Here is a 19,817-nt window from a genome sequence, read left to right as displayed (position 1 = left end):
GTTCCGGCGGCCTCAGAGGGCCTTGGGGCCCTCAGGCGGCCTCAGGGGGACGACAGGTCGTCGGCGACCGCCCGCAGCACGGTGGCGATCTTCTTCGCCTCCGCCGGGGACGGGTGCTTGCCGCGCCGGTAGGTGTTGGAGATCCCGTCCAGCAGCTTGATCAGGTCCTCGGTGATCACGACCATCTCGTCCGGCTTCTTGCGCCGCTGCTTGGCGATGGTCTTCTCCACCGACGGCAGCGACTCCAGCACCCGCACCTGGAGGGCCTGCTGGCCGCGCCGCCCCTCGACCACGCCGAACTCGATGCGCTGCCCCGGCCGGAGCGTCGTGACACCGCCCGGCAGCGCCGAGGAGTGCACGAAGACCTCCCCGCCGTCGTCGCGGGTGAGGAAGCCGAACCCCTTGTCGGAGTCGTACCACTTGACCTTGCCAGTCGGCACCGGAGACCTCGTTCGGTAATCGTCCTGAATCGCCCCCAAGATTAGTGCCTCCCCGCGGGCCGGTGAACACGCCGGGTACCCCCGGAGAGGCCTACGGGGCAGTGCCTCCGACGCTATCCCGGTGCCCCGCGGACGGCACCCGAATATCGGGCCGCGCGCAGCCGCCGGTCAGGACGGGTCAGGGCCGTGTCAGGGGCAGGATCTGTCAGGCCGTGCGGAACCCGCCGACCGTCCGGAACCCGCCGAGCCACTCCGGGAACGCCAGCAGGTCCGGCAGGACGACGTCGGCGCCGTACGCGGTGAGGGCCGCCGAGTCGAACGCGCCGGTCGCGACGGCCACCGCCACCGCCGACGCCGCCCGCGCCGCGTCCACGTCGCCCGTGTGGTCCCCGATGTAGGCGTCGGCGCCGTGCGCGCGCAGCGCGGCGCCCTTGTCGGCGCCGAACAGGCCGCCGACCACGGCGTCCGCCCGCAGCCCGAGGAACCGGACGGTGCGCTCGGTGTCGGCCTGGTTCTTGCCCGACACCACGACCACCTGGCCGCCGCGGGCGCGCACGGCGTCCAGCGCGGCGACGGCGCCCGGCATGAGGCCGGTCGCCGGGATCGCGACATCGGGGTAGATCGCCCGGTACCGGGCCGCCATCACGGGCACCTCGTCCGCGGGGAACCAGTAGGCCAGCTCCTCCTCCAGCGGCGGCCCGATCCGCCCCACCACCTGGTCGGTGTCGATGGGGACGCCCGTCTCCGCGGCGAGGGCGGCGTACACGGCGCCGATGGCGGCCCGCGTGTCGGCCAGGGTCAGATCGAGGTCGAAACCGACGGTGAAGGACGCGCCGGACGAAGCGGGAGGTTCGAGATCGAGCACGCCCACAGGGTAAGGGGCTGGACACAGGAGAGGACCCGCGCTCTCCTGGTAGTGGCGATGCGACGGGATCCGAGTAGGAGAGCGCGGGACCGTGTTGGCGATATACCCGACCCCCCGGCCACAAACCAGCTGACCAGGGAAAACGCAGCACCCGAACACGCCACCCCGGCGCCAAGGACGATCACGCCGCCGTCCGCCCCCGGCACAGCCCCCGGTGAAGGAGGCCGCAGATGGCAGACGACCCCACCACCCGCACCGAGCCGGGCGGCGAGCACCGCGCGGCGCCGCGGCGGCGCCCGTTCACGGCTCGCGCCGCCGGGGCCAGGCGCCGCGCCGTCGGCGCGCTCGCCACCGCGGTCTCCGTCGTGACCACGGTCGTCGTGCTGGTCCTGGCCGTGCACATCGTGTTCGTCGCGTTCGAGGCGAACACGGCGAACGACATCGTCCGCTGGTTCGGCGACCGGGCCACCGACCTGTGCTGGCAGTTCAAGGACGTCTTCCAGCCCGCGAACCACAAGGCGGAGGTGGCGGTCAACTACGGCCTCGCGGCCCTGGTGTACCTGGTGATCGGCCGGCTCCTGACCGGCCTCGTCCGCCGCCTGGCCTGACCGGCCCGCCTGACCGGCCCGCCTGACCGGCCCGCCGCTCCGGTCAGTCCCGGCCGGGGAAGCGGACCTCGTCGAAGGGCCAGGCCGTCGTCGCCCAGCGGCGGACGAACGTCTCCAGCTCCTTCTCCAGGACGGAGTTCTCCTCGTCCGCGCGGACCCAGAACACCACGACGGCGTCCGCCGCGGGGTCGTCGGACGGCGCGACGTGGATGCGGCCGAGCTGCCGCTCCCCGTCCGGCGTGATCACCACGTAGCTGAACGAGCGCCGCAGCTGCCCCTCCTTCTGCAGCCAGGCGACGTCGATCAGGGCCTGCTCGAAGGTGAACTCGTGGTCGGGCCACCCCCATTCGGGGCCGAACCGGCCGGCCAGCCGGTCGAGGCTGCCGATCACGGCGCCGTAGTCCTTCACCACGTCGTGCACGGTGATCGGACGGATCTGGAAGTCGGGCCCCGCCACCAGCGTGGGCACCACGAAGTCCTCGGGCAGGAAGGCCCCGCCCACCGCCTTCCGCGGAGACTTGAACATCGTCGACCTTTCCTGGGCGACGCCCCTTCCGGCGACGGGGCGTGCGCCAACGAACTCTAGTCCCCCCGGCCCCCGAAGGCGGCGCATCGCGGATTCGGGCGTGCCGCACGACCAGTTCGGGCGCGCCGCGCGGACACATCCGGCATGCCGTGCGAGCAGTTCGGGCGTGCCGTGCGAGGAGGCGGCGGCCCGCGGGGCGAACATGCCTTAGTGTTCTTGCGGAGGAATTCATCACCATGACGCCATCCACGCGCGACCGCATCGTGTCCGAGTCGCTCCGGTTGTTCGCCGACCGGGGCTACACGGCGACGTCGGTCGCGGAGATCGAGGCCGCGGCGGGCCTGTCCCCGGGCGCCGGCGGGCTCTACCGCCACTTCCGGTCCAAGGAGGAGGTGCTCGCCTCCGCCATCCGCGAGCACATCGAGCGGACCCACCGCCAGATCAGCGACGTCCTCGTCCAGGCGGCCGCCTACGAGGAGCGCCCGCTGGAGGTGCGGCTGCGGATGACGTGCCAGGCCGGCCTCGCGAAGATGCGCGAGGAGCAGGACCTCATCCGGGTGCTGTTCCGCGACCTCGACCAGTTCCCGAACCTGGTCGCGGAGATGCGCGAGGGCATCGTCAACCCGCTCTACGACGGGATCGCGACGTGGCTGGCCGCGCAGCCGGAGTTCGAGGGCGCGGGCGAGGACTGGCCCGCGATCGCCTCCATCCTCGGCGGCGCCGTGGTGAACTACTGGCTGGCGAACGAGTCGATGTACGAGCCGCCGACCCGCATCGACGAGAAGCGGTTCGTGGAGAGCTGGGCGCGGCTCGGTCTCGGGCTGGTGCACCTGGAGCGCACACCCGCCACCTGACCTGCGGCATCCTGGTTCCTCGCCGGCTTCGGGCACGTCCCGCGGGCTCCTACCCTGTGGACCCGCGTACCAGCGGCGTGCACGCGACATAAGGTTGGGGAACGGCATGGAAACGTATGCGGACTGGCTGCGCGCGCGAGGCGATGACGAGCTTCGTGCGCTGCTGTCCGCGCGTCCGGAACTGCTCGCCCCCGTCCCCGCCGACCTGACCGCGCTCGCCGCCCGCGCCGCGACGCCCGCCGCGGTCACCCGCGCCCTCGACCGGCTCGACCGGTTCACCCTCGCCGTCCTCGAAGCCCTCCTCGTCCTGCCCGAGCCGGGCGCGGACACGCTCGCGGCGGCCCTCGACGCGACACCCGCACAGGTCGAGCACGCCCTCGCCACGCTGCGCCGCTACGGGCTGGTCTGGGGCGCGCAGGCACCGGCGACGGCGCCCGGCGTCCGGCAGGGCCTGCCGCACCCGGCGGGGCTCGGCCCGCCCGTCCAGGAGGTCTTCGCGGGCTACCCGGCCGAGCGGCTCACCGACCTGATCACCGACCTGGAGGGCGAGGCGCCGCGCGGCTTCCCCGACTCGTCGCGGCTCCTGCGCCGGCTCGCCGAGCTGCTCGCCGATCCCGCCGCGCTGATCGAGGACGCCGGGCCGGACGCGCGGGCCGCCCTCGACCAGCTCACCTGGGGGCCGCCGTTCGGGCGGGTCGCCGACGCGCGCCGCCCGCTCCGCACCGCCACCGCGACGACGCCGATCGAGCGGCTCCTCGCCCGCGGCCTGCTCGCCGCCGAGGACGACCGCACCGTCACGCTCCCCCGCGAGGTCGCGCTGTACCTGCGCGGCGGCCGGCTGTTCCGGGACGTCCCCGCCGAGCCGCCGCCGCTCCCCGCCGCGACGCGCGAGCCGCGCGGCGAGGAGGTCGTGGTCCGCGCCGCCGCGGGCGAGGCGGCCGGCGCCGTCCGGCTCATCGAGGAACTGCTGGAGCGCTGGGGCCTGGAGCCGCCGCCGGTGCTGCGCAGCGGCGGCCTCGCCGTCCGCGACCTGCGCGCCGCCGCCGCGCTGCTGGACGTCCCCGAGTGGAAGGCGGCGCTGCTCGTCGAGATCGCCTACGCCGCCGGGCTGCTCACCCGCAGCGGCGACCTCGACGGCGAGTGGCTGCCCACCCCCGCCTACGACCTGTGGCTGATGCGCGACACCGCCGGCCGCTGGACGGAGCTGGCCCGCGGCTGGCTGAAGTCCGACCGCGTCGCCGGGCTCGCCGGGGCGCGCGACGACCGGGACCGGCTGATCAACGCGCTCAGCGAGGCGATGGTGCGCAGCAGCGCCCCCGCCACCCGCCGGGAGATCCTGGAGGTCCTCGCCGGCGCCGGGCGCGGCGCCGCCGTCGACGAGGACGCGCTGCGCACCCGGCTCGGCTGGCTGCGGCCCCGCCGCGGCGGCCCGACCCGCGAGCGGCTCCTCGGCTGGACGCTGCGCGAGGCCGCCGCGCTCGGCCTCACCGGGTTCGGGGAGCTGGTCGCGTTCGCCCGCGACCTCCTCGCCGGCGACGACCCCGAGCCCGCCCTGGAGAAGTACCTTCCCGACCCCGTCGACGAGATCCTCATCCAGGCCGACCTGACCGCGATCGCGCCGGGCCCGCTCGTCACCGACCTCGCCCGCGAGCTCGCGCTCGCCGCCGACGTCGAGTCCACCGGCGGCGCCACCGTCTACCGGTTCACGCCCGAGTCGGTCCGCCGCGCCCTGGACGCCGGCCGGACCGCCGCCGACATCACCGACCTGCTGACCCGGCACTCGGCGACGCCGCTGCCGCAGCCGCTGGCCTACCTCATCGACGACGTCGCGCGGCGGCACGGGCACCTGCGCGTCGGCGCGCTGTCCTCCTACGTCCGCACCGACTCCGCCGCCACCCTCGACGAGATCCTCGCCGACCGGCGCGCCGAGCCGCTGCGGCTGCACCGGCTCGCGCCGACCGTCCTCGCGTCCGGGCTGCAGCGCGCCGACCTGCTCGACGGCCTGCGCGCGATGGGCCTCGCCCCGGTCGCCGAGGCGCCCGGCGGCGGCGTGATCGTGACCCGGCCGGACGCGCAGCGCGCCGACCCGCCGCCGACCGCCGAGATCGTCCGGCTGCGCCCGGACGACCGCACCGACGCCTCGATGATCGCCGCCGCGGTGCGCGCGGTGCGCGCGGGCGACGAGGCGTCCCGGCACGGCGCCGAGCAGGCCGCCCGGCAGGCCGCGGCCCCGGGCGGGGAGCCGCCCCGGTCCCCCGCGATGGCCACCATCGAACGGCTGCGCGCCGCCGTCGAGCGCGGCGGCCGCGTCTGGATCGGCTACCTCGACCAGCAGGGCCAGGCGTCCAGCCGCATCGTGGCGCCGGTCCGGGTCGAGGGCGGCTTCCTCACCGGCTACGACGCGACCCGCGCCGCCGTGCACCGCTTCGCGCTCCACCGCATCACCGGCGTCTCGGAACTGGACGACGAGACCGGCACATAGCACCCTTTCCCTGACGGGACGGATGGACCGGGTCTTACGGCCGCGAAAAGGAACCCGCGCCGGTGTCCGGACGTCCTAGTCTGGAGCCCCATCGGCGAGTTGAGGAGGCCGCCTGTGAGCGGATACGGCGGCAACCCGCCCGGCTGGCAGGACCCCTACGGGTCCGGGTCCCAGGGCTGGGGCGGTTCACCGTATCCCGGCGCGCAGCCGCCGCCCGGCTACGCCTACGGCCCGCCCGGCGTGCCCGTCCAGCGGCAGAGCAACGCCAACACGACCGCCTGCCTCGTCTGCAACATCGTCAGCGTCGTCCTGTGCTGCGGCCTGCTGGCCATCCCCGGCGCGATCGTCGCCGCGATCGCGATGGGCCGCGTCCACAGCGACCCCGAGTCGGCCCGCAAGCTGACGATCGCGGGCTGGGTCCTGTTCGCCCTGTCCATCGTCTGCGGGATCGTCCTCGGCATCCTCTACATCATCCTGATCGTCAACGGCGACTCCACCTACAGCGACGGCGGCGGCATCTAGCCGGGGGCACCGGCCGGGGGCGTTACAGCACGTCAGACGGCACCCGCTCAGCAGGCGCACGCCCCCGCTCGGCTTCACCCGCCGCCCGGCGCAGCGCCGCCGCGACGACGATTCCCGCGACCATGCCCGCCGCGGCCAGCAGCACCGCGAGCCGGCCGCCGTCGGCGATCGCGGCGCGCAGCACGTCGCCCGTCCGCCCGGCGGTCCCGGCGTTCGCGACGGCCGCCAGGGCGGCGAGCCCGATGGCGTTGCCGAGGTTCAGCGCGGTGGAGGCCATCCCGTTGGCGACCCCCTGCCGCTCGGACGCGACGCCGGTGGACGCGGCGATCCACATCGCCGTCCACACCACGCCCTGCGCGACGCCCGACACGACCAGCCCGGGGACGGTGGTGAGGAACGCGGCTCCGAGGGCGAACCCGGGCGCCAGCAGCACCGTGCCGGCCGCGCCCGCCGCGAACCCGGCCACGAGCGTCCGCCGCGTCCCGAGCCGCCCGGCCATCCGCCCGCCGAACTGGGTGCCGGCAGCGATCGCCGCGGACGGGACCAGGAACGCCAGCCCCGTCTCCAGCGCCGAGAACCGGTGCACGTCCTGGAACAGGGTGGTCAGGAAGTACGGCAGCGCCCCGAACGTCCCCATGTAGACGAACGTGACCGCGACGCCGACCACGAGGCTGCGGTTGCGCAGCAGGCCGGGCGGCAGCAGCGGGTCCGCGCCGTGCGCCTCGACGGCGGCGAACGCGGCCAGCAGCACGGCGGCGAGGACGAACGACCCGATGATGAGCGGGCTCGTCCAGCCGGTCTCCGGCCCCTGGACCAGCCCGAACACCAGCAGGGTCGCGCCGCCGGTCACGGCCAGGGCGCCGGGCAGGTCGAAGGAGCGCCGCACGCGCGGCGCCCCGCGCCGGTCGTCCGGGATCACCAGCAGCGCCGCGACCGCGACGAACCCGGCCAGGGGGACGTTCACGAAGAACACGGCGGGCCACCCGAACGCCTGCGTCAGCACGCCGCCGAGCAGGGCGCCCACGGTCAGCCCGCTCGCCCCCGCGCCGCCCCACACCGCCAGCGCCCGGTTGCGCCGCGGCCCCTCCTCGAACAGCGTGCCGATCAGCGACAGCGTGGCCGGGAGCAGCAGCGCGCCGCCGATCCCCTGCACGGCCCGCGCCGCGACGATCAGGCCGGGCGTGCCGGCCAGCCCGCCGGCCAGCGAGGACAGCGCGTACACGGTGAGGGCGGTCACGAACATCCGGCGGCGGCCGAGCAGGTCGGCGGCGCGCCCGCCGAGCAGCAGGAACCCGCCGGCCAGCACCACGTAGGCGCTCACCACCCACTGCCGCGTCTGCTCGGAGAAGCCCAGGTCGGCGCCGATGTCGGGGAGCGCCACGTAAACGATGTTGAGGTCGAGGGAGAAGATCAGCTGGGCCAGCGCGAGAAGCGCCAGGCTCCAGCCGAGCCTGCGTCGGTCGGGAGCGGCCATGCGGGCGGTCCTGCCTTTCGGGAAGATCAGTACGACTGTTCGGATATTGTCGTACAGTCCGACTGTTCGTCAATATACGTACAGTCGGGTAGGGTGGCGGGCATGATCGCCCAGCACCCGGACCGGGACCAGATCCTGCTGGAGAACGTCCTCGCGGCCCTCGGCAACCCGCTGCGGCTGCGCATCGTCGGCGTCCTCGCCGACGGCGGCGAGCACACGTGCGGCAGCATCCTCGACGGCGTCTCGAAGTCGACGCTGACGCACCACTGGCGCGTCCTGCGCGACAGCGGCGTCATCTGGCAGCGCCCGTCCGGCCGCGAGAACCTCCTCTCCCTGCGCCGCGACGACCTGGAGGCGCGGTTCCCCGGCCTGCTGCCCGCCCTCCTGACGGCGGTGGCGCCCGACTAGGCCGGGCGCGCATTGGGCGTCCGGGCCGGCCCGGACGCGCGCACCGGGCCGCGAGGCAATAAACGCGGCGGCCGGGGTTGTTAGAGTCTGCGGTCCGGTTCGGAACGCGCCACGCTGGGGCGCGGCTCGGGTAGCGTGCGGCTGCGGCGCCCGGCGGTCGAACGCGGAGCTCCGATCATCGAACCCCTGACGAAGGGCTGCTGCTTTGACCGACGGTCCGCTCATCGTCCAGTCCGACAAGACGCTGCTGCTGGAGGTCGACCACGAGCTGGCCGGCGCCTGCCGCAAGGAGATCGCCCCGTTCGCCGAGCTGGAACGGGCGCCCGAGCACGTCCACACCTACCGGGTGACACCGCTCGCACTGTGGAACGCCCGCGCCGCCGGGCACGACGCCGAGCAGGTCGTCGACACGCTGCTGCGCTTCTCCCGCTACCCCGTCCCGCACGCCCTCCTGGTGGACGTCGCCGACACGATGGCGCGGTACGGGCGGCTCCGGCTGGAGAAGGACCCCGTGCACGGGCTCGTCCTGTCGTCCTCCGACCGGTCGGTGCTGGAGGAGGTCCTGCGGGCCAAGAAGATCAAGGGGATGATCGGCGACCGGGTCGGGGACGACGCCGTCGCCGTCCACCCGAGCGAGCGCGGCGCCCTCAAGCAGGCCCTGCTCAAGCTCGGCTGGCCCGCCGAGGACCGCGCCGGCTACGTGGACGGCGAGGCCCACGCGATCTCCCTCGCCGAGGACGGCTGGCAGCTGCGCTCCTACCAGGAGGAGGCCGCGTCGGCGTTCTGGGACGGCGGTTCCGGCGTCGTCGTCCTGCCCTGCGGCGCCGGCAAGACCATCGTCGGCGCGGCGGCCATGGCGCGCGCGCAGGCCACCACTCTGATCCTCGTCACCAACACCGTGTCGGCGCACCAGTGGAAGCAGGAGCTGCTGCGGCGCACGTCCCTCACCGAGGACGAGATCGGCGAGTACACCGGCACGAAGAAGGAGATCCGGCCGGTCACCATCGCCACCTACCAGATCATGACGACGCGCCGGAAGGGCGTCTACACGCATCTGGAGCTCTTCGACGCCCGCGACTGGGGACTGGTCGTCTACGACGAGGTGCACCTGCTGCCCGCGCCGATCTTCCGCATGACCGCCGACCTGCAGGCCCGGCGCCGGCTCGGCCTCACCGCCACCCTCGTCCGCGAGGACGGCCGCGAGGGGGACGTGTTCTCCCTCATCGGGCCGAAGCGCTACGACGCGCCGTGGAAGGACATGGAGTCGCAGGGGTGGATCGCGCCCGCCGACTGCGTCGAGGTCCGCGTCACCCTGACCGACTCCGAGCGCCTCGCCTACGCGACCGCCGAGCCCGAGGAGCGGTACCGCTTCTGCGCCACGACGGACACCAAGACCAAGCTCATCCAGGCCCTCGTCGACCGGCACCGCGGCGAGCAGACGCTCGTCATCGGCCAGTACATCGACCAGCTGGACGAACTCGGCGCGCTGCTGGACGCCCCCGTCATCAAGGGCGAGACCAGGGTGCGCGAGCGGGAGCGGCTCTTCGACGCGTTCCGCTCGGGCGAGATCGACGTCCTGGTCGTGTCGAAGGTGGCGAACTTCTCGATCGACCTGCCGGAGGCGTCCGTCGCCGTCCAGGTGTCGGGAGCCTACGGGTCCCGCCAGGAGGAGGCGCAGCGGCTGGGACGGCTGCTGCGTCCCAAGGCGTCCGGAGCGGGGGCCCGGTTCTACGCCGTCGTCGCCCGCGACACCCTCGACCAGGACTACGCCGCCCACCGGCAGCGCTTCCTGGCCGAGCAGGGCTACGCGTACCGCATCGTCGACGCCGACACCGTCCTGGCGGGGGACGACTTCTAGGACGCTGAGGGAGTCCGGGGCGCGGTGGACGTCGTGGACGTCGTGGACGCTGTGGGCCAGTTGCGGAGGGCGCTGTCGAGGGCGTCCAAGGTGGCGGCCCAGGAGGCTTCCACGTCGCGCGGGGTGTGCTGGAAGGCGCCGGACGTCTCCAGGCTGACGTAGCCGTGGAACACGGCGCCCAGCATCCGCACGGCGTCCGTCTGGTCGGGCTCCGGTAGCGCGTAGGCCCGCAGGATCGCCCGCGTCATCTCCGAGTGCCGTACGGCCGCGCTTTTGCGGGCCGTTTCGGGGTCGAGTTCCATCCGCGCCGCCGTGTACCTGCCCGGGTGCCGCTTGGCGTAGCTCCGGTAGGCGCTCGCGAAGGCCACCAGGGCGTCCTTGCCGGCGCGCCCGGCCACCGCGGCCGCGACGTCGTCGGCGAGCTCGGCGAGGGCGAGCAGCGCCACCCGGGTCTTCAGGTCATGGGCGTTCTTGATGTGTGAGTACAGGCTGGCCTCCCGGACGCCGAACCGGCGCGCGACCGCGGCGACGGTCACCTTGTCGAAGCCGACCTCGTCGGCCAGCTCCGCCGCCGCCAGCGTCACCCGCTCGACGGTCACTCCCGCGCGAACCATGGGGCCCTCCTTCTGCTCGTCCGCGTCAGCCTACCCCATAAAGGCATTTGCCTAATGCCCTTAGGAAGGCTACTCTCGCCGCCCATGAGACCTCTGACCGAACACGACATCCGCCGGTCCTTCGTCAACGCCTCCAAGGGCGAGGCGAAGCGCCTCGACCTGCCCAAGGACTTCGCCGACCAGCCGTGGGACGACCTGGACTTCCTCGGCTGGCAGGACCCCGGCGCGCCAGGACGCGCCTACCTCATCGTCGAGCGCGGCGACCGTCCGGTCGGCGTCTCGTTCCGGGTGGCGTCCGGCGCGGCCCGCGGCTTCACCGCGCGCAGCATGTGCTCGCTGTGCCTGACGACGCGCACCGGCGGCGGGGTCGCCCTGATGACCGCGCGCCGGAGCGGCGAGGCCGGCCGCCAGGGCAACTCGGTCGGGCAGTACATGTGCGTCGACCTCGACTGCTCGCTGTACGTCCGGGGCAAGAAGCAGTCCGTGGCGGGCAGCGGGCTGGAAGAGTCGCTCACTCTGGACGAGAAGATCGCCCGGGTCCTCACCAACCTGGACAAGTTCCTGGAGAAGGTGACCCGATGAGCGTCCTCGCAAATGAGAAAGGCCCCGCCGGTGACGGCGGGGCCTTCCTGCAATATGTGTCCGGCGGCGTCCTACTCTCCCACACAGTCTCCCATGCAGTACCATCGGCGCTGAAGGGCTTAACTTCCGGGTTCGGGATGGGACCGGGTGTTTCCCCTTCGCCAAAACCACCGAACGTCTCAACGCACCACCCGCACACGGATGGGCAAATCAACGTCCAAGCCGGCAGGCTCGGAATACTTCAATTATGTGCTGCGGTTCCAGGTTGTTTCCTGAGAACCACACAGGGACGCGAACAAACTCGTAGCAGCGACTCGCTTTGAACGTTCAGTGTGTTCAAGCCACTCGGCCTATTAGTACCGGTCGACTCCACACGTTACCGCGCTTCCATCTCCGGCCTATCAACCCGGTCGTCTACCGGGGGCCTTACACCCACAAAAGGGTGGGAGAACTCATCTCGAGGAAGGCTTCCCGCTTAGATGCTTTCAGCGGTTATCCCGACCGAACGTAGCCAACCAGCCGTGCCCCTGGCGGGACAACTGGCACACCAGAGGTCCGTCCGTCCCGGTCCTCTCGTACTAGGGACAGACCCTCACAATTCTCCTACGCGCGCAGCGGATAGGGACCGAACTGTCTCGCGACGTTCTAAACCCAGCTCGCGTGCCGCTTTAATGGGCGAACAGCCCAACCCTTGGGACCTACTCCAGCCCCAGGATGCGACGAGCCGACATCGAGGTGCCAAACCATCCCGTCGATATGGACTCTTGGGGAAGATCAGCCTGTTATCCCCGGGGTACCTTTTAGCCGTTGAGCGACACCACTTCCACACGTAGGTGCCGGATCACTAGGCCCTGCTTTCGCACCTGCTCGACACGTCCGTCTCACAGTCAAGCTCCCTTGTGCCCTTACACTCGCCACCTGATTGCCAACCAGGCTGAGGGAACCTTTGGGCGCCTCCGTTACACTTTAGGAGGCAACCGCCCCAGTTAAACTACCCACCAGGCACTGTCCCCCACCCGGATACACGGGTGCGGGTTAGACGCTCAAAACGACCAGAGTGGTATTTCACCAACGACTCCACCGACACTGGCGTGCCGGCTTCACAGTCTCCCACCTATCCTACACAAGACGCTCCAAGCGCCAATGCCAAGCTATAGTGAAGGTCCCGGGGTCTTTCCGTCCTGCTGCGCGAAACGAGCATCTTTACTCGTACTGCAATTTCGCCGGGCCTGTGGTTGAGACAGCGGGGAAGTCGTTACGCCATTCGTGCAGGTCGGAACTTACCCGACAAGGAATTTCGCTACCTTAGGATGGTTATAGTTACCACCGCCGTTTACCGGCGCTTAGATTCTCAGCTTCGACCCCCGAAGAGATCTAACCGGTCCTCTTAACGTTCCGGCACCGGGCAGGCGTCAGTCCGTATACAGCGTCTTACGACTTCGCACGGACCTGTGTTTTTAGTAAACAGTCGCTTCCCCCTGGCCTCTGCGACCCCACCCAGCTCCGGAAGCACGTTCCTTCACCGGACGAGGCCCCCCTTCTCCCAAAGTTACGGGGGCAATTTGCCGAGTTCCTTAACCACAGTTCACCCGATCGCCTTGGTATTCTCTACCTGACCACCTGAGTCGGTTTAGGGTACGGGCCGCCAGTACACTCGCTAGAGGCTTTTCTCGACAGCATGGGATCACTCACTTCACCTAAAACGGCTCGGCATCAGCTCTCAGGATTCACGAGAGACGGATTTACCTGTCTCTCTCCCTACAGCCTTACCCCGGGACAACCATCGCCCGGGCTGAGCTACCCTCCTGCGTCACCCCATCACTCACCTACTACCCCCTCGGGTCCCACGCTCCCCGCGAAACAGGCCCGAAGGCCCGAACCACGGTTCGGGTGGTTAGCATCAGAGGGTTCAGCGTTGGCGCATACCAGCGGGTACGGGAATATCAACCCGTTGTCCATCGACTACGCCTGTCGGCCTCGCCTTAGGTCCCGACTTACCCTGGGCGGATTAGCCTGCCCCAGGAACCCTTGGTCATCCGGCGCACACGTTTCTCACGTGTGACTCGCTACTCATGCCTGCATTCTCACTCCCGCAGCCTCCACCACTCGATCACTCGGCGGCTTCACCGGCTACAGGACGCTCCCCTACCCATCAACACAAACGTGTCAATGCCACGGCTTCGGCGGTGTGCTTGAGCCCCGCTACATTGTCGGCGCGGAATCACTTGACCAGTGAGCTATTACGCACTCTTTCAAGGATGGCTGCTTCTAAGCCAACCTCCTGGTTGTCACAGCAACTCCACATCCTTTCCCACTTAGCACACGCTTAGGGGCCTTAGCCGATGATCTGGGCTGTTTCCCTCTCGACTACGAAGCTTATCCCCCGCAGTCTCACTGCCACGCTCTCACTTACCGGCATTCGGAGTTTGGCTGACGTCAGTAACCTTGTAGGGCCCATCAGCCATCCAGTAGCTCTACCTCCGGCAAGAAACACGCGACGCTGCACCTAAATGCATTTCGGGGAGAACCAGCTATCACGGAGTTTGATTGGCCTTTCACCCCTAACCACAGGTCATCCCCCAGGTTTTCAACCCTGGTGGGTTCGGGCCTCCACACCGTCTTACCGGCGCTTCACCCTGCCCATGGCTAGATCACCCCGCTTCGGGTCTACAGCATGCGACTCAAACGCCCTATTCAGACTCGCTTTCGCTACGGCTACCCGCCACCGGTTAACCTCGCCACACACCATAACTCGCAGGCTCATTCTTCAAAAGGCACGCCATCACGAACACAAGCCCGAAAGCCTGTGAGGACGCTCTGACGGCTTGTAGGCACACGGTTTCAGGTACTATTTCACGACCCCTCACCGGGGCACTTTTCACCTTTCCCTCACGGTACTGGTCCGCTATCGGTCACCAGGAAGTATTCAGCCTTACCACGTGGTCGTGGCAGATTCACACGGGATTTCACGGGCCCCGTGCTACTCGGGAACACACCCAAGAGACACCGCAGTTTCGTCTACCGGACTCTCACCGTCTACGGTCGGCCTTCCCATGCCGTTCGACTACCACGATATTTTGTAACTCTTCGACCCAGCGGCAGCTAGATCAGGATGGTCCCACAACCCCGCACACGCAACACCTGCCGACTATCACACGCGCACGGTTTAGGCTAATCCGCTTTCGCTCACCACTACTCACGGAATCACTATTGTTTTCTCTTCCTGCGGGTACTGAGATGTTTCACTTCCCCGCGTTCCCACCAACCTGCCTATACATTCAGCAGGCGGCGACACCCCATGACGGGTGCCAGGTTTCCCCATTCGGAAATCCCCGGATCAAAGTCTGGTTGCCGACTCCCCGAGGCATATCGCAGGCTCCCACGTCCTTCATCGGCTCCTGATGCCAAGGCATCCACCGTATGCCCTTAAAAACTTGAACACACAAAACGATCAAAACAAATCGCAGACAAGAACACGATCCAAAGACCGCATTCTCGCCAGAGATGCTCGCGTCCACTGTGCAGTTCTCAAAAAACAACCGGGCCCACCAGCGCCACACCACCCATTGCAGGTGATGCGGCGTCTGGTCCCGCAGTCCGAGGTCACCGGGCAAAGCCCGTTTCCTCAGGACCCAACAGCGTGTCCAACCCCCCACCCACCCGAAACCGTCGTTCCCACTCCCCCCAGGTCGAAGCCAGAGAGGCGGTACTTGCCGGCTCACGCGGGCGGTGAGCTGAGTAGCCAGTGCTCCACATCTATGAGCAGCCACCTGACAGACACTCGCTGTCAACAGCGGCCACCGACTCAGACACCCCGAAGGGTCGGTCCGAGCCAGCTGTGTGCTCCTTAGAAAGGAGGTGATCCAGCCGCACCTTCCGGTACGGCTACCTTGTTACGACTTCGTCCCAATCGCCGGCCCCACCTTCGACCGCTCCCCCCATTGCTGGTTGGGCCACGGGCTTCGGGTGTTGCCGACTTTCGTGACGTGACGGGCGGTGTGTACAAGGCCCGGGAACGTATTCACCGCAGCGTTGCTGATCTGCGATTACTAGCGACTCCGACTTCACGAAGTCGAGTTGCAGACTTCGATCCGAACTGAGACCGGCTTTAAGGGATTCGCTCCACCTCACGGTATCGCAGCCCTCTGTACCGGCCATTGTAGCATGTTTGCAGCCCAAGACATAAGGGGCATGATGACTTGACGTCATCCCCACCTTCCTCCGAGTTGACCCCGGCGGTCTCCCATGAGTCCCCACCACTACGTGCTGGCAACATGGAACGAGGGTTGCGCTCGTTGCGGGACTTAACCCAACATCTCACGACACGAGCTGACGACAGCCATGCACCACCTGTCACCGGCCCAAAAAGGACCCCGCATCTCTGCGGGATTTCCGGCGATGTCAAGCCTTGGTAAGGTTCTTCGCGTTGCGTCGAATTAAGCAACATGCTCCGCCGCTTGTGCGGGCCCCCGTCAATTCCTTTGAGTTTTAGCCTTGCGGCCGTACTCCCCAGGCGGGGCGCTTAATGCGTTAGCTACGGCGCGGAATCCGTGGAAGAACCCCACACCTAGCGCCCAACGTTTACGGCGTGGACTACCAGGGTATCTAATCCTGTTCGCTCCCCACGCTTTCGCTCCTCAGCGTCAGTACAGGCCCAGAGAACCGCCTTCGCCACCGGTGTTCCTCCCGATATCTGCGCATTTCACCGCTACACCGGGAATTCCATTCTCCCCTACCTGCCTCTAGTCTGCCCGTATCCACCGCAGACCCACGGTTAAGCCGTGGGCTTTCACGACAGACGCGACAAACCGCCTACGAGCTCTTTACGCCCAATAATTCCGGACAACGCTTGCGCCCTACGTATTACCGCGGCTGCTGGCACGTAGTTAGCCGGCGCTTCTTCTGCAGGTACCGTCACGTTAGCTTCGTCCCTGCTGAAAGAGGTTTACAACCCGAAGGCCGTCATCCCCCACGCGGCGTCGCTGCGTCAGGCTTCCGCCCATTGCGCAATATTCCCCACTGCTGCCTCCCGTAGGAGTCTGGGCCGTGTCTCAGTCCCAGTGTGACCGGTCGCCCTCTCAGGCCGGTTACCCGTCGTCGCCTTGGTAGGCCATCACCCCACCAACAAGCTGATAGGCCGCGAGCCCATCCCCAACCGAAAAACTTTCCACCGGCACTCCATGCGAAGGCCGGTCATATCCGGTATTAGACCCAGTTTCCCGGGCTTATCCCAGAGTCAGGGGCAGGTTGCTCACGTGTTACTCACCCGTTCGCCGCTCGAGTACCCCCGAAGGGGCCTTTCCGCTCGACTTGCATGTGTTAAGCACGCCGCCAGCGTTCGTCCTGAGCCAGGATCAAACTCTCCATTAAGGTCCAAACGACCAACCAGGGGGCGAACCCCAGCCGGCCAAACCTCGAAGAAAATCCCAGCAAAAGCACAACTCCGAAGAGTCGCGCATTGCCTCAAAGAAATCCCCACCATCAACCCGGAAGGGCTGACGGCCACGGGGCGACCCGGACTCCCCGAAGAGAGCACCGAGCCGATAAAGGCACTGGCTTTTAACACGCTGTTGAGTTCTCAAGAAACGGACACCCACCGTGCTGGTCCCGCTTTCGCGTTTCCCGCCCCGGGGCGACTCGTCTTACTTTATCAGTTCCGGCCGGTCTGTCAATTTCGGCCTTCTCTGATAACGCCCTTCCGATTCCGCTTCCGCGGCGCCTTCCGGGCGGTGGAGCTATTTCATCAGATCCGGCCCGTTTGTCAAAATCGAGCCTTTTCCGACGCCACCACGGCACGGCGGACACAGCACAGCCGTGTCGACCGATTCGTTGGTGGTTTCCCCTTGGGCCGGCCGCCGGCAGGCGTCCCGCACCCCGTGGGGCGAAGTGAACAGTATGCCCAGGAGGCAGGGACGTCAAACTGGCTCGCGCGGACGGATCGCTTCCGCGTCGACCTGCCGGTCCGCCGGCCCCCGGCACAACCCGCCCAGATCACCCGTTCTACCTTGCACTTCGACCGGATTCGCCCCATCTTGCATGGCTCGCCCGCACATTCCGAGCAGCCAATGTTTCTTTTCGGCAACGGCGGAGGAACGGAGCGGAACTTACGGCTTGGCCAGGTAGCCGCCGATGAAGAGCACCGCCTCGGCGAGCACCCAGACGAGGGCCGCGGCGGTCAGGAACGCGTCCAGCCGGTCGGGTCGGCGCCGGACACTACGGACGGCCCACGCCGTGACGCCGATGGCCGCGGCCAGGAGGGCGACGGGGGACGACAGCCTCACCGCGTCGTCGAAGCCGGCACCGCATCCCGGGTCGTATCCGTCGTCCTCACCGCAGAACGCGGCGTCTCCCCAGCCGCCGAACGCGGAGAAGAACCAGAGGACGGCCAGCACGCAGTTCGCGATCGTCGGGATCGCCGGCGAGATGCGCCAGCTGTTCGACCGGTCCGGCATGGCCTGCACGACCGGACGGTACCCCGCCCCGCGGACGCCGTGAAGGCCCAGCCGCGGGGCGACGTCCAGGTCAGGTGATCTCCTTGGCCTCGTGGAGGTTCATGTCCATCACGATCGCGGTCATGACGGCCATGGTCCGCAGCGGTTCCCGGACGGGGTCGGAGATCTCGACGTGGTACTTGTCCGCGGTCGTCAGCAGATGCGTGGCGAGCCCGGCCCACTTCTTGCGCACGTGCGCGACGGCGCCGCCGTCGGCGTCCTTCACGTGGAAGTTGTTGCGCGGCACGTCGACGTCCACCGCGCCGATGAGCGTGCCGTCGTCGTGATAGATGACGTAGCGGCGGCCGACCCGCTCGGTGACGAACGACCCGACCCGCTCCCCGTCCGGCCGGAGGATCTCGGTGTACTCGCGTCCGGTCTGCTTGTCCACGACCAGCAGTGGCTCGCCGTCCGGCGTGGTCAGCGTCACGGCCCGGGCGTCGAGGTTCGACTTGCCCGGGAGCAGGCCCCGCATCTCCGAACGGCCTTCGTCACTCGTCTGCCCCGCGATGGCGAGGACGGTCCCCTCACCGTCCATCACCTTGTACCGCGACTTCGCGAACGGGCCCCGGCGAGGCTGTTCGATCCTGAGCACCGGGGAGCTGAACACTTCGCTCACGCGTTCTCCTGCCTCATCAGCCGCATGTGCGCGGACTGCGTCACTTACCCGACCTCCGCGCCCTCGTCATGCGACGGCGTCCAACCGGCGATCCTGCCAATGCCGGACGCGCAGGGGAAGCACTTTCCCGGTCCAGCACCGCCCGGCGGCCGCGTCGAGACCCGGCCGGCACGTCGCTGACCTGCGCGAGCACGAGTCAAGGCATCCATCGAGAAATACTTCTCTTCCGGTCAAGCCCGCTCCGAACAGGCCCTGTGGACACCCTCACCGGAGGCCCGCGTGGTCATCTCTCTCCTGACTCGCGCCTTCGTCGGCAGCGGCGGTGGCCACGGCGATCCGGCGCACGTCGCGCGCGACGACGATGTCCCGACCACACCGGAACGGCTGCGCATCGTGTTGGCACGAGTTCGTGGCGCCTGACGGGCGGTCGCTCCGCATATACACGGCCGCAGGCTGGAGCGCGGGCTCGCGGACCATCCCCTGCTCGGCACGGCGGCAGTCCTGCGCAGGGCCGGCCGCCCGGCCGTCCGCTCGCCGGCGGTGACGCTCCGGCTGGCGGCGGCCGCCGCCAACGCCTCATCGCCGAGGCCGAGACCGAGGCCCTCAAAGCTCGCTCGGCCGACTGCGCGGGGACGGCCGGCCAGCCCGGTCGACCTGTGGCTGGAGGACGATGGGACCGAATGGCTGCAGCCACCGCCCGCACGGGAGGCACCAGCGGCCCGAGTTGAGGTGCTCCCGCAGGAATCGGCGGACGTGGTCGGCGGACGTGGTCGCCGGGCTGGAGCCGCGAGCCCGTGATGTGCGGGTCCGGGATTATTGAGCCCGTCCAGGTCTGGGCGTGGATCGGCGAGGCCGCCTGTCTCGTCCGAGCCCGGCACTACGCTCGGAGCCAGGGCAAGCGAGCGGACGAGGCATGCGAGGCATGCGGCTCAGCGTCGGTGCTGCCAGCGGTCCGGGCTGGGACGTCCCCCGACGATCGTGCACAGCCGCGGATCGATCATTCAGATGCGTTTGCGCGGCGACGGCCTCGTCAGCACTCGGGCGGCACCGACCGGCTGGCCCGCACCCGCGTCTCCCGTCGGCGGGCGGGCTACTCGATCGGCCAGTCCTTGGGCTCGTGCAGCAGCAGGTCGATCGCGAGCGGGGCGGCAACCGCCAGGAAGATCTCCAGCGAGTACCGGTCGGCGGTCATCAGCGCCTCCGTCGCGGTGCCCTTCCATTCTTCTCAAGCTGCGCCACCTGGTCCCCGCGGCCGTCCAGCACCTCGGATTGCGGCCGAAGCGGCCGCGAGCCAGATGGCCGCGAGGACGTTCCGCCACGTCCAGCAACACTTAGCTGTACCGCTCGCGATTCTGCGCCGACCCGATGTGGACGCCCTCGCAGGTGTTCACTCGGGTCCGCCTCTTGCTCTCCTGGTCCACGATCAGCAGCCGGGCGCCGCGTGTCCTCGACATGGACGATCCAGCGGCCGTCG

General features: G+C 69.0%; 16 protein-coding genes and 3 rRNA genes. 8 read left to right on the top strand and 11 right to left on the bottom strand.

Annotated elements, in window-relative coordinates; all coding sequences use genetic code 11:
- Positions 1-41: 41 nt before the first annotated feature.
- Entirely contained in the window at positions 42-440 is a 399-nt protein-coding gene (locus tag HUT06_RS45130; protein WP_176194931.1) for a cold-shock protein, read from the bottom strand.
- Between the two features lie 205 nt (positions 441-645).
- Positions 646-1,305 (bottom strand): HAD family hydrolase, encoded by a 660-nt coding sequence (locus HUT06_RS06820; protein WP_176194930.1) that lies wholly within the window; start codon positions 1,303-1,305, stop codon positions 646-648.
- A 230-nt stretch (positions 1,306-1,535) separates the two neighbouring features.
- Between HUT06_RS06820 and HUT06_RS06815 the strand changes: the two genes are divergently transcribed.
- On the top strand, positions 1,536-1,913 hold the full coding sequence (locus HUT06_RS06815) for a hypothetical protein (protein WP_176194929.1): 378 nt from the start codon (positions 1,536-1,538) through the stop codon (positions 1,911-1,913).
- Positions 1,914-1,956: 43 nt separating this feature from the next.
- On the opposite strand, the gene HUT06_RS06810 is transcribed toward HUT06_RS06815, so the two are convergent.
- A complete protein-coding gene (locus HUT06_RS06810; protein WP_254715019.1) occupies positions 1,957-2,439 on the bottom strand; it encodes a GNAT family N-acetyltransferase in 483 nt (160 codons plus the stop codon).
- Between the two features lie 236 nt (positions 2,440-2,675).
- Here HUT06_RS06810 and HUT06_RS06805 point away from each other — a divergent pair, with 236 nt between their 5' ends.
- From HUT06_RS06805 to HUT06_RS06795, 3 genes are all read left to right on the top strand, one after another.
- Positions 2,676-3,293, top strand: a complete 618-nt coding sequence (locus HUT06_RS06805; protein WP_176194928.1) for a TetR/AcrR family transcriptional regulator — start codon at positions 2,676-2,678, stop codon at positions 3,291-3,293.
- Between the two features lie 106 nt (positions 3,294-3,399).
- Positions 3,400-5,775, top strand: coding sequence for a helicase-associated domain-containing protein (locus HUT06_RS06800; RefSeq protein WP_176194927.1), 2,376 nt, complete (start codon positions 3,400-3,402; stop codon positions 5,773-5,775).
- 114 nt (positions 5,776-5,889) lie between these two features.
- Positions 5,890-6,297: a hypothetical protein gene (locus tag HUT06_RS06795; RefSeq protein WP_176194926.1), complete on the top strand. Its 408-nt coding sequence runs from the start codon at positions 5,890-5,892 to the stop codon at positions 6,295-6,297.
- 22 nt (positions 6,298-6,319) lie between these two features.
- Here the strand turns inward: HUT06_RS06795 and HUT06_RS06790 are convergent, their stop codons facing one another.
- On the bottom strand, positions 6,320-7,771 hold the full coding sequence (locus tag HUT06_RS06790; protein ID WP_176194925.1) for an MFS transporter: 1,452 nt from the start codon (positions 7,769-7,771) through the stop codon (positions 6,320-6,322).
- A 102-nt stretch (positions 7,772-7,873) separates the two neighbouring features.
- Between HUT06_RS06790 and HUT06_RS06785 the strand changes: the two genes are divergently transcribed.
- Together HUT06_RS06785 and HUT06_RS06780 are read left to right on the top strand one after the other, a co-directional pair.
- Complete coding sequence (locus tag HUT06_RS06785; RefSeq protein ID WP_176194924.1) at positions 7,874-8,179, top strand: helix-turn-helix transcriptional regulator; 306 nt, start codon at positions 7,874-7,876, stop codon at positions 8,177-8,179.
- A 205-nt stretch (positions 8,180-8,384) separates the two neighbouring features.
- Positions 8,385-10,037, top strand: coding sequence for a DNA repair helicase XPB (locus HUT06_RS06780; RefSeq protein WP_176194923.1), 1,653 nt, complete (start codon positions 8,385-8,387; stop codon positions 10,035-10,037).
- On the opposite strand, the gene HUT06_RS06775 is transcribed toward HUT06_RS06780, so the two are convergent.
- Positions 10,034-10,651 (bottom strand): TetR/AcrR family transcriptional regulator, encoded by a 618-nt coding sequence (locus HUT06_RS06775; RefSeq protein ID WP_176194922.1) that lies wholly within the window; start codon positions 10,649-10,651, stop codon positions 10,034-10,036. The two genes, HUT06_RS06780 and HUT06_RS06775, sit on opposite strands and share 4 nt — an antisense overlap.
- 84 nt (positions 10,652-10,735) lie before the next feature.
- Here HUT06_RS06775 and HUT06_RS06770 point away from each other — a divergent pair, with 84 nt between their 5' ends.
- On the top strand, positions 10,736-11,233 hold the full coding sequence (locus tag HUT06_RS06770; RefSeq protein WP_176194921.1) for an FBP domain-containing protein: 498 nt from the start codon (positions 10,736-10,738) through the stop codon (positions 11,231-11,233).
- A 58-nt stretch (positions 11,234-11,291) separates the two neighbouring features.
- On the opposite strand, the gene rrf is transcribed toward HUT06_RS06770, so the two are convergent.
- The 5 genes from rrf to HUT06_RS06745 form a co-directional block, all read right to left on the bottom strand.
- A 5S ribosomal RNA gene (gene rrf / locus HUT06_RS06765) occupies positions 11,292-11,408 on the bottom strand.
- 157 nt (positions 11,409-11,565) lie between these two features.
- A 23S ribosomal RNA gene (locus tag HUT06_RS06760) occupies positions 11,566-14,673 on the bottom strand.
- Between the two features lie 411 nt (positions 14,674-15,084).
- A 16S ribosomal RNA gene (locus HUT06_RS06755) occupies positions 15,085-16,603 on the bottom strand.
- Together the 16S, 23S and 5S rRNA genes form the textbook arrangement of a ribosomal RNA operon.
- 734 nt (positions 16,604-17,337) lie before the next feature.
- A complete protein-coding gene (locus HUT06_RS06750; RefSeq protein WP_176194920.1) occupies positions 17,338-17,694 on the bottom strand; it encodes a hypothetical protein in 357 nt (118 codons plus the stop codon).
- Positions 17,695-17,755: 61 nt separating this feature from the next.
- On the bottom strand, positions 17,756-18,343 hold the full coding sequence (locus HUT06_RS06745) for a phospholipid scramblase-related protein (protein ID WP_176194919.1): 588 nt from the start codon (positions 18,341-18,343) through the stop codon (positions 17,756-17,758).
- Positions 18,344-18,622: 279 nt separating this feature from the next.
- Here HUT06_RS06745 and HUT06_RS06740 point away from each other — a divergent pair, with 279 nt between their 5' ends.
- Positions 18,623-18,763, top strand: a complete 141-nt coding sequence (locus HUT06_RS06740) for a hypothetical protein (RefSeq protein WP_176194918.1) — start codon at positions 18,623-18,625, stop codon at positions 18,761-18,763.
- A 911-nt stretch (positions 18,764-19,674) separates the two neighbouring features.
- Here the strand turns inward: HUT06_RS06740 and HUT06_RS45125 are convergent.
- Entirely contained in the window at positions 19,675-19,797 is a 123-nt protein-coding gene (locus HUT06_RS45125) for a hypothetical protein (protein WP_302931784.1), read from the bottom strand.
- Positions 19,798-19,817 lie beyond the last annotated feature (20 nt).

This window comes from Actinomadura sp. NAK00032 (assembly GCF_013364275.1).
Lineage (GTDB): Bacteria > Actinomycetota > Actinomycetes > Streptosporangiales > Streptosporangiaceae > Spirillospora.
Note: the sequence above shows the minus strand (reverse complement) of the source record. Positions and strands in the feature narration are given on the sequence as shown.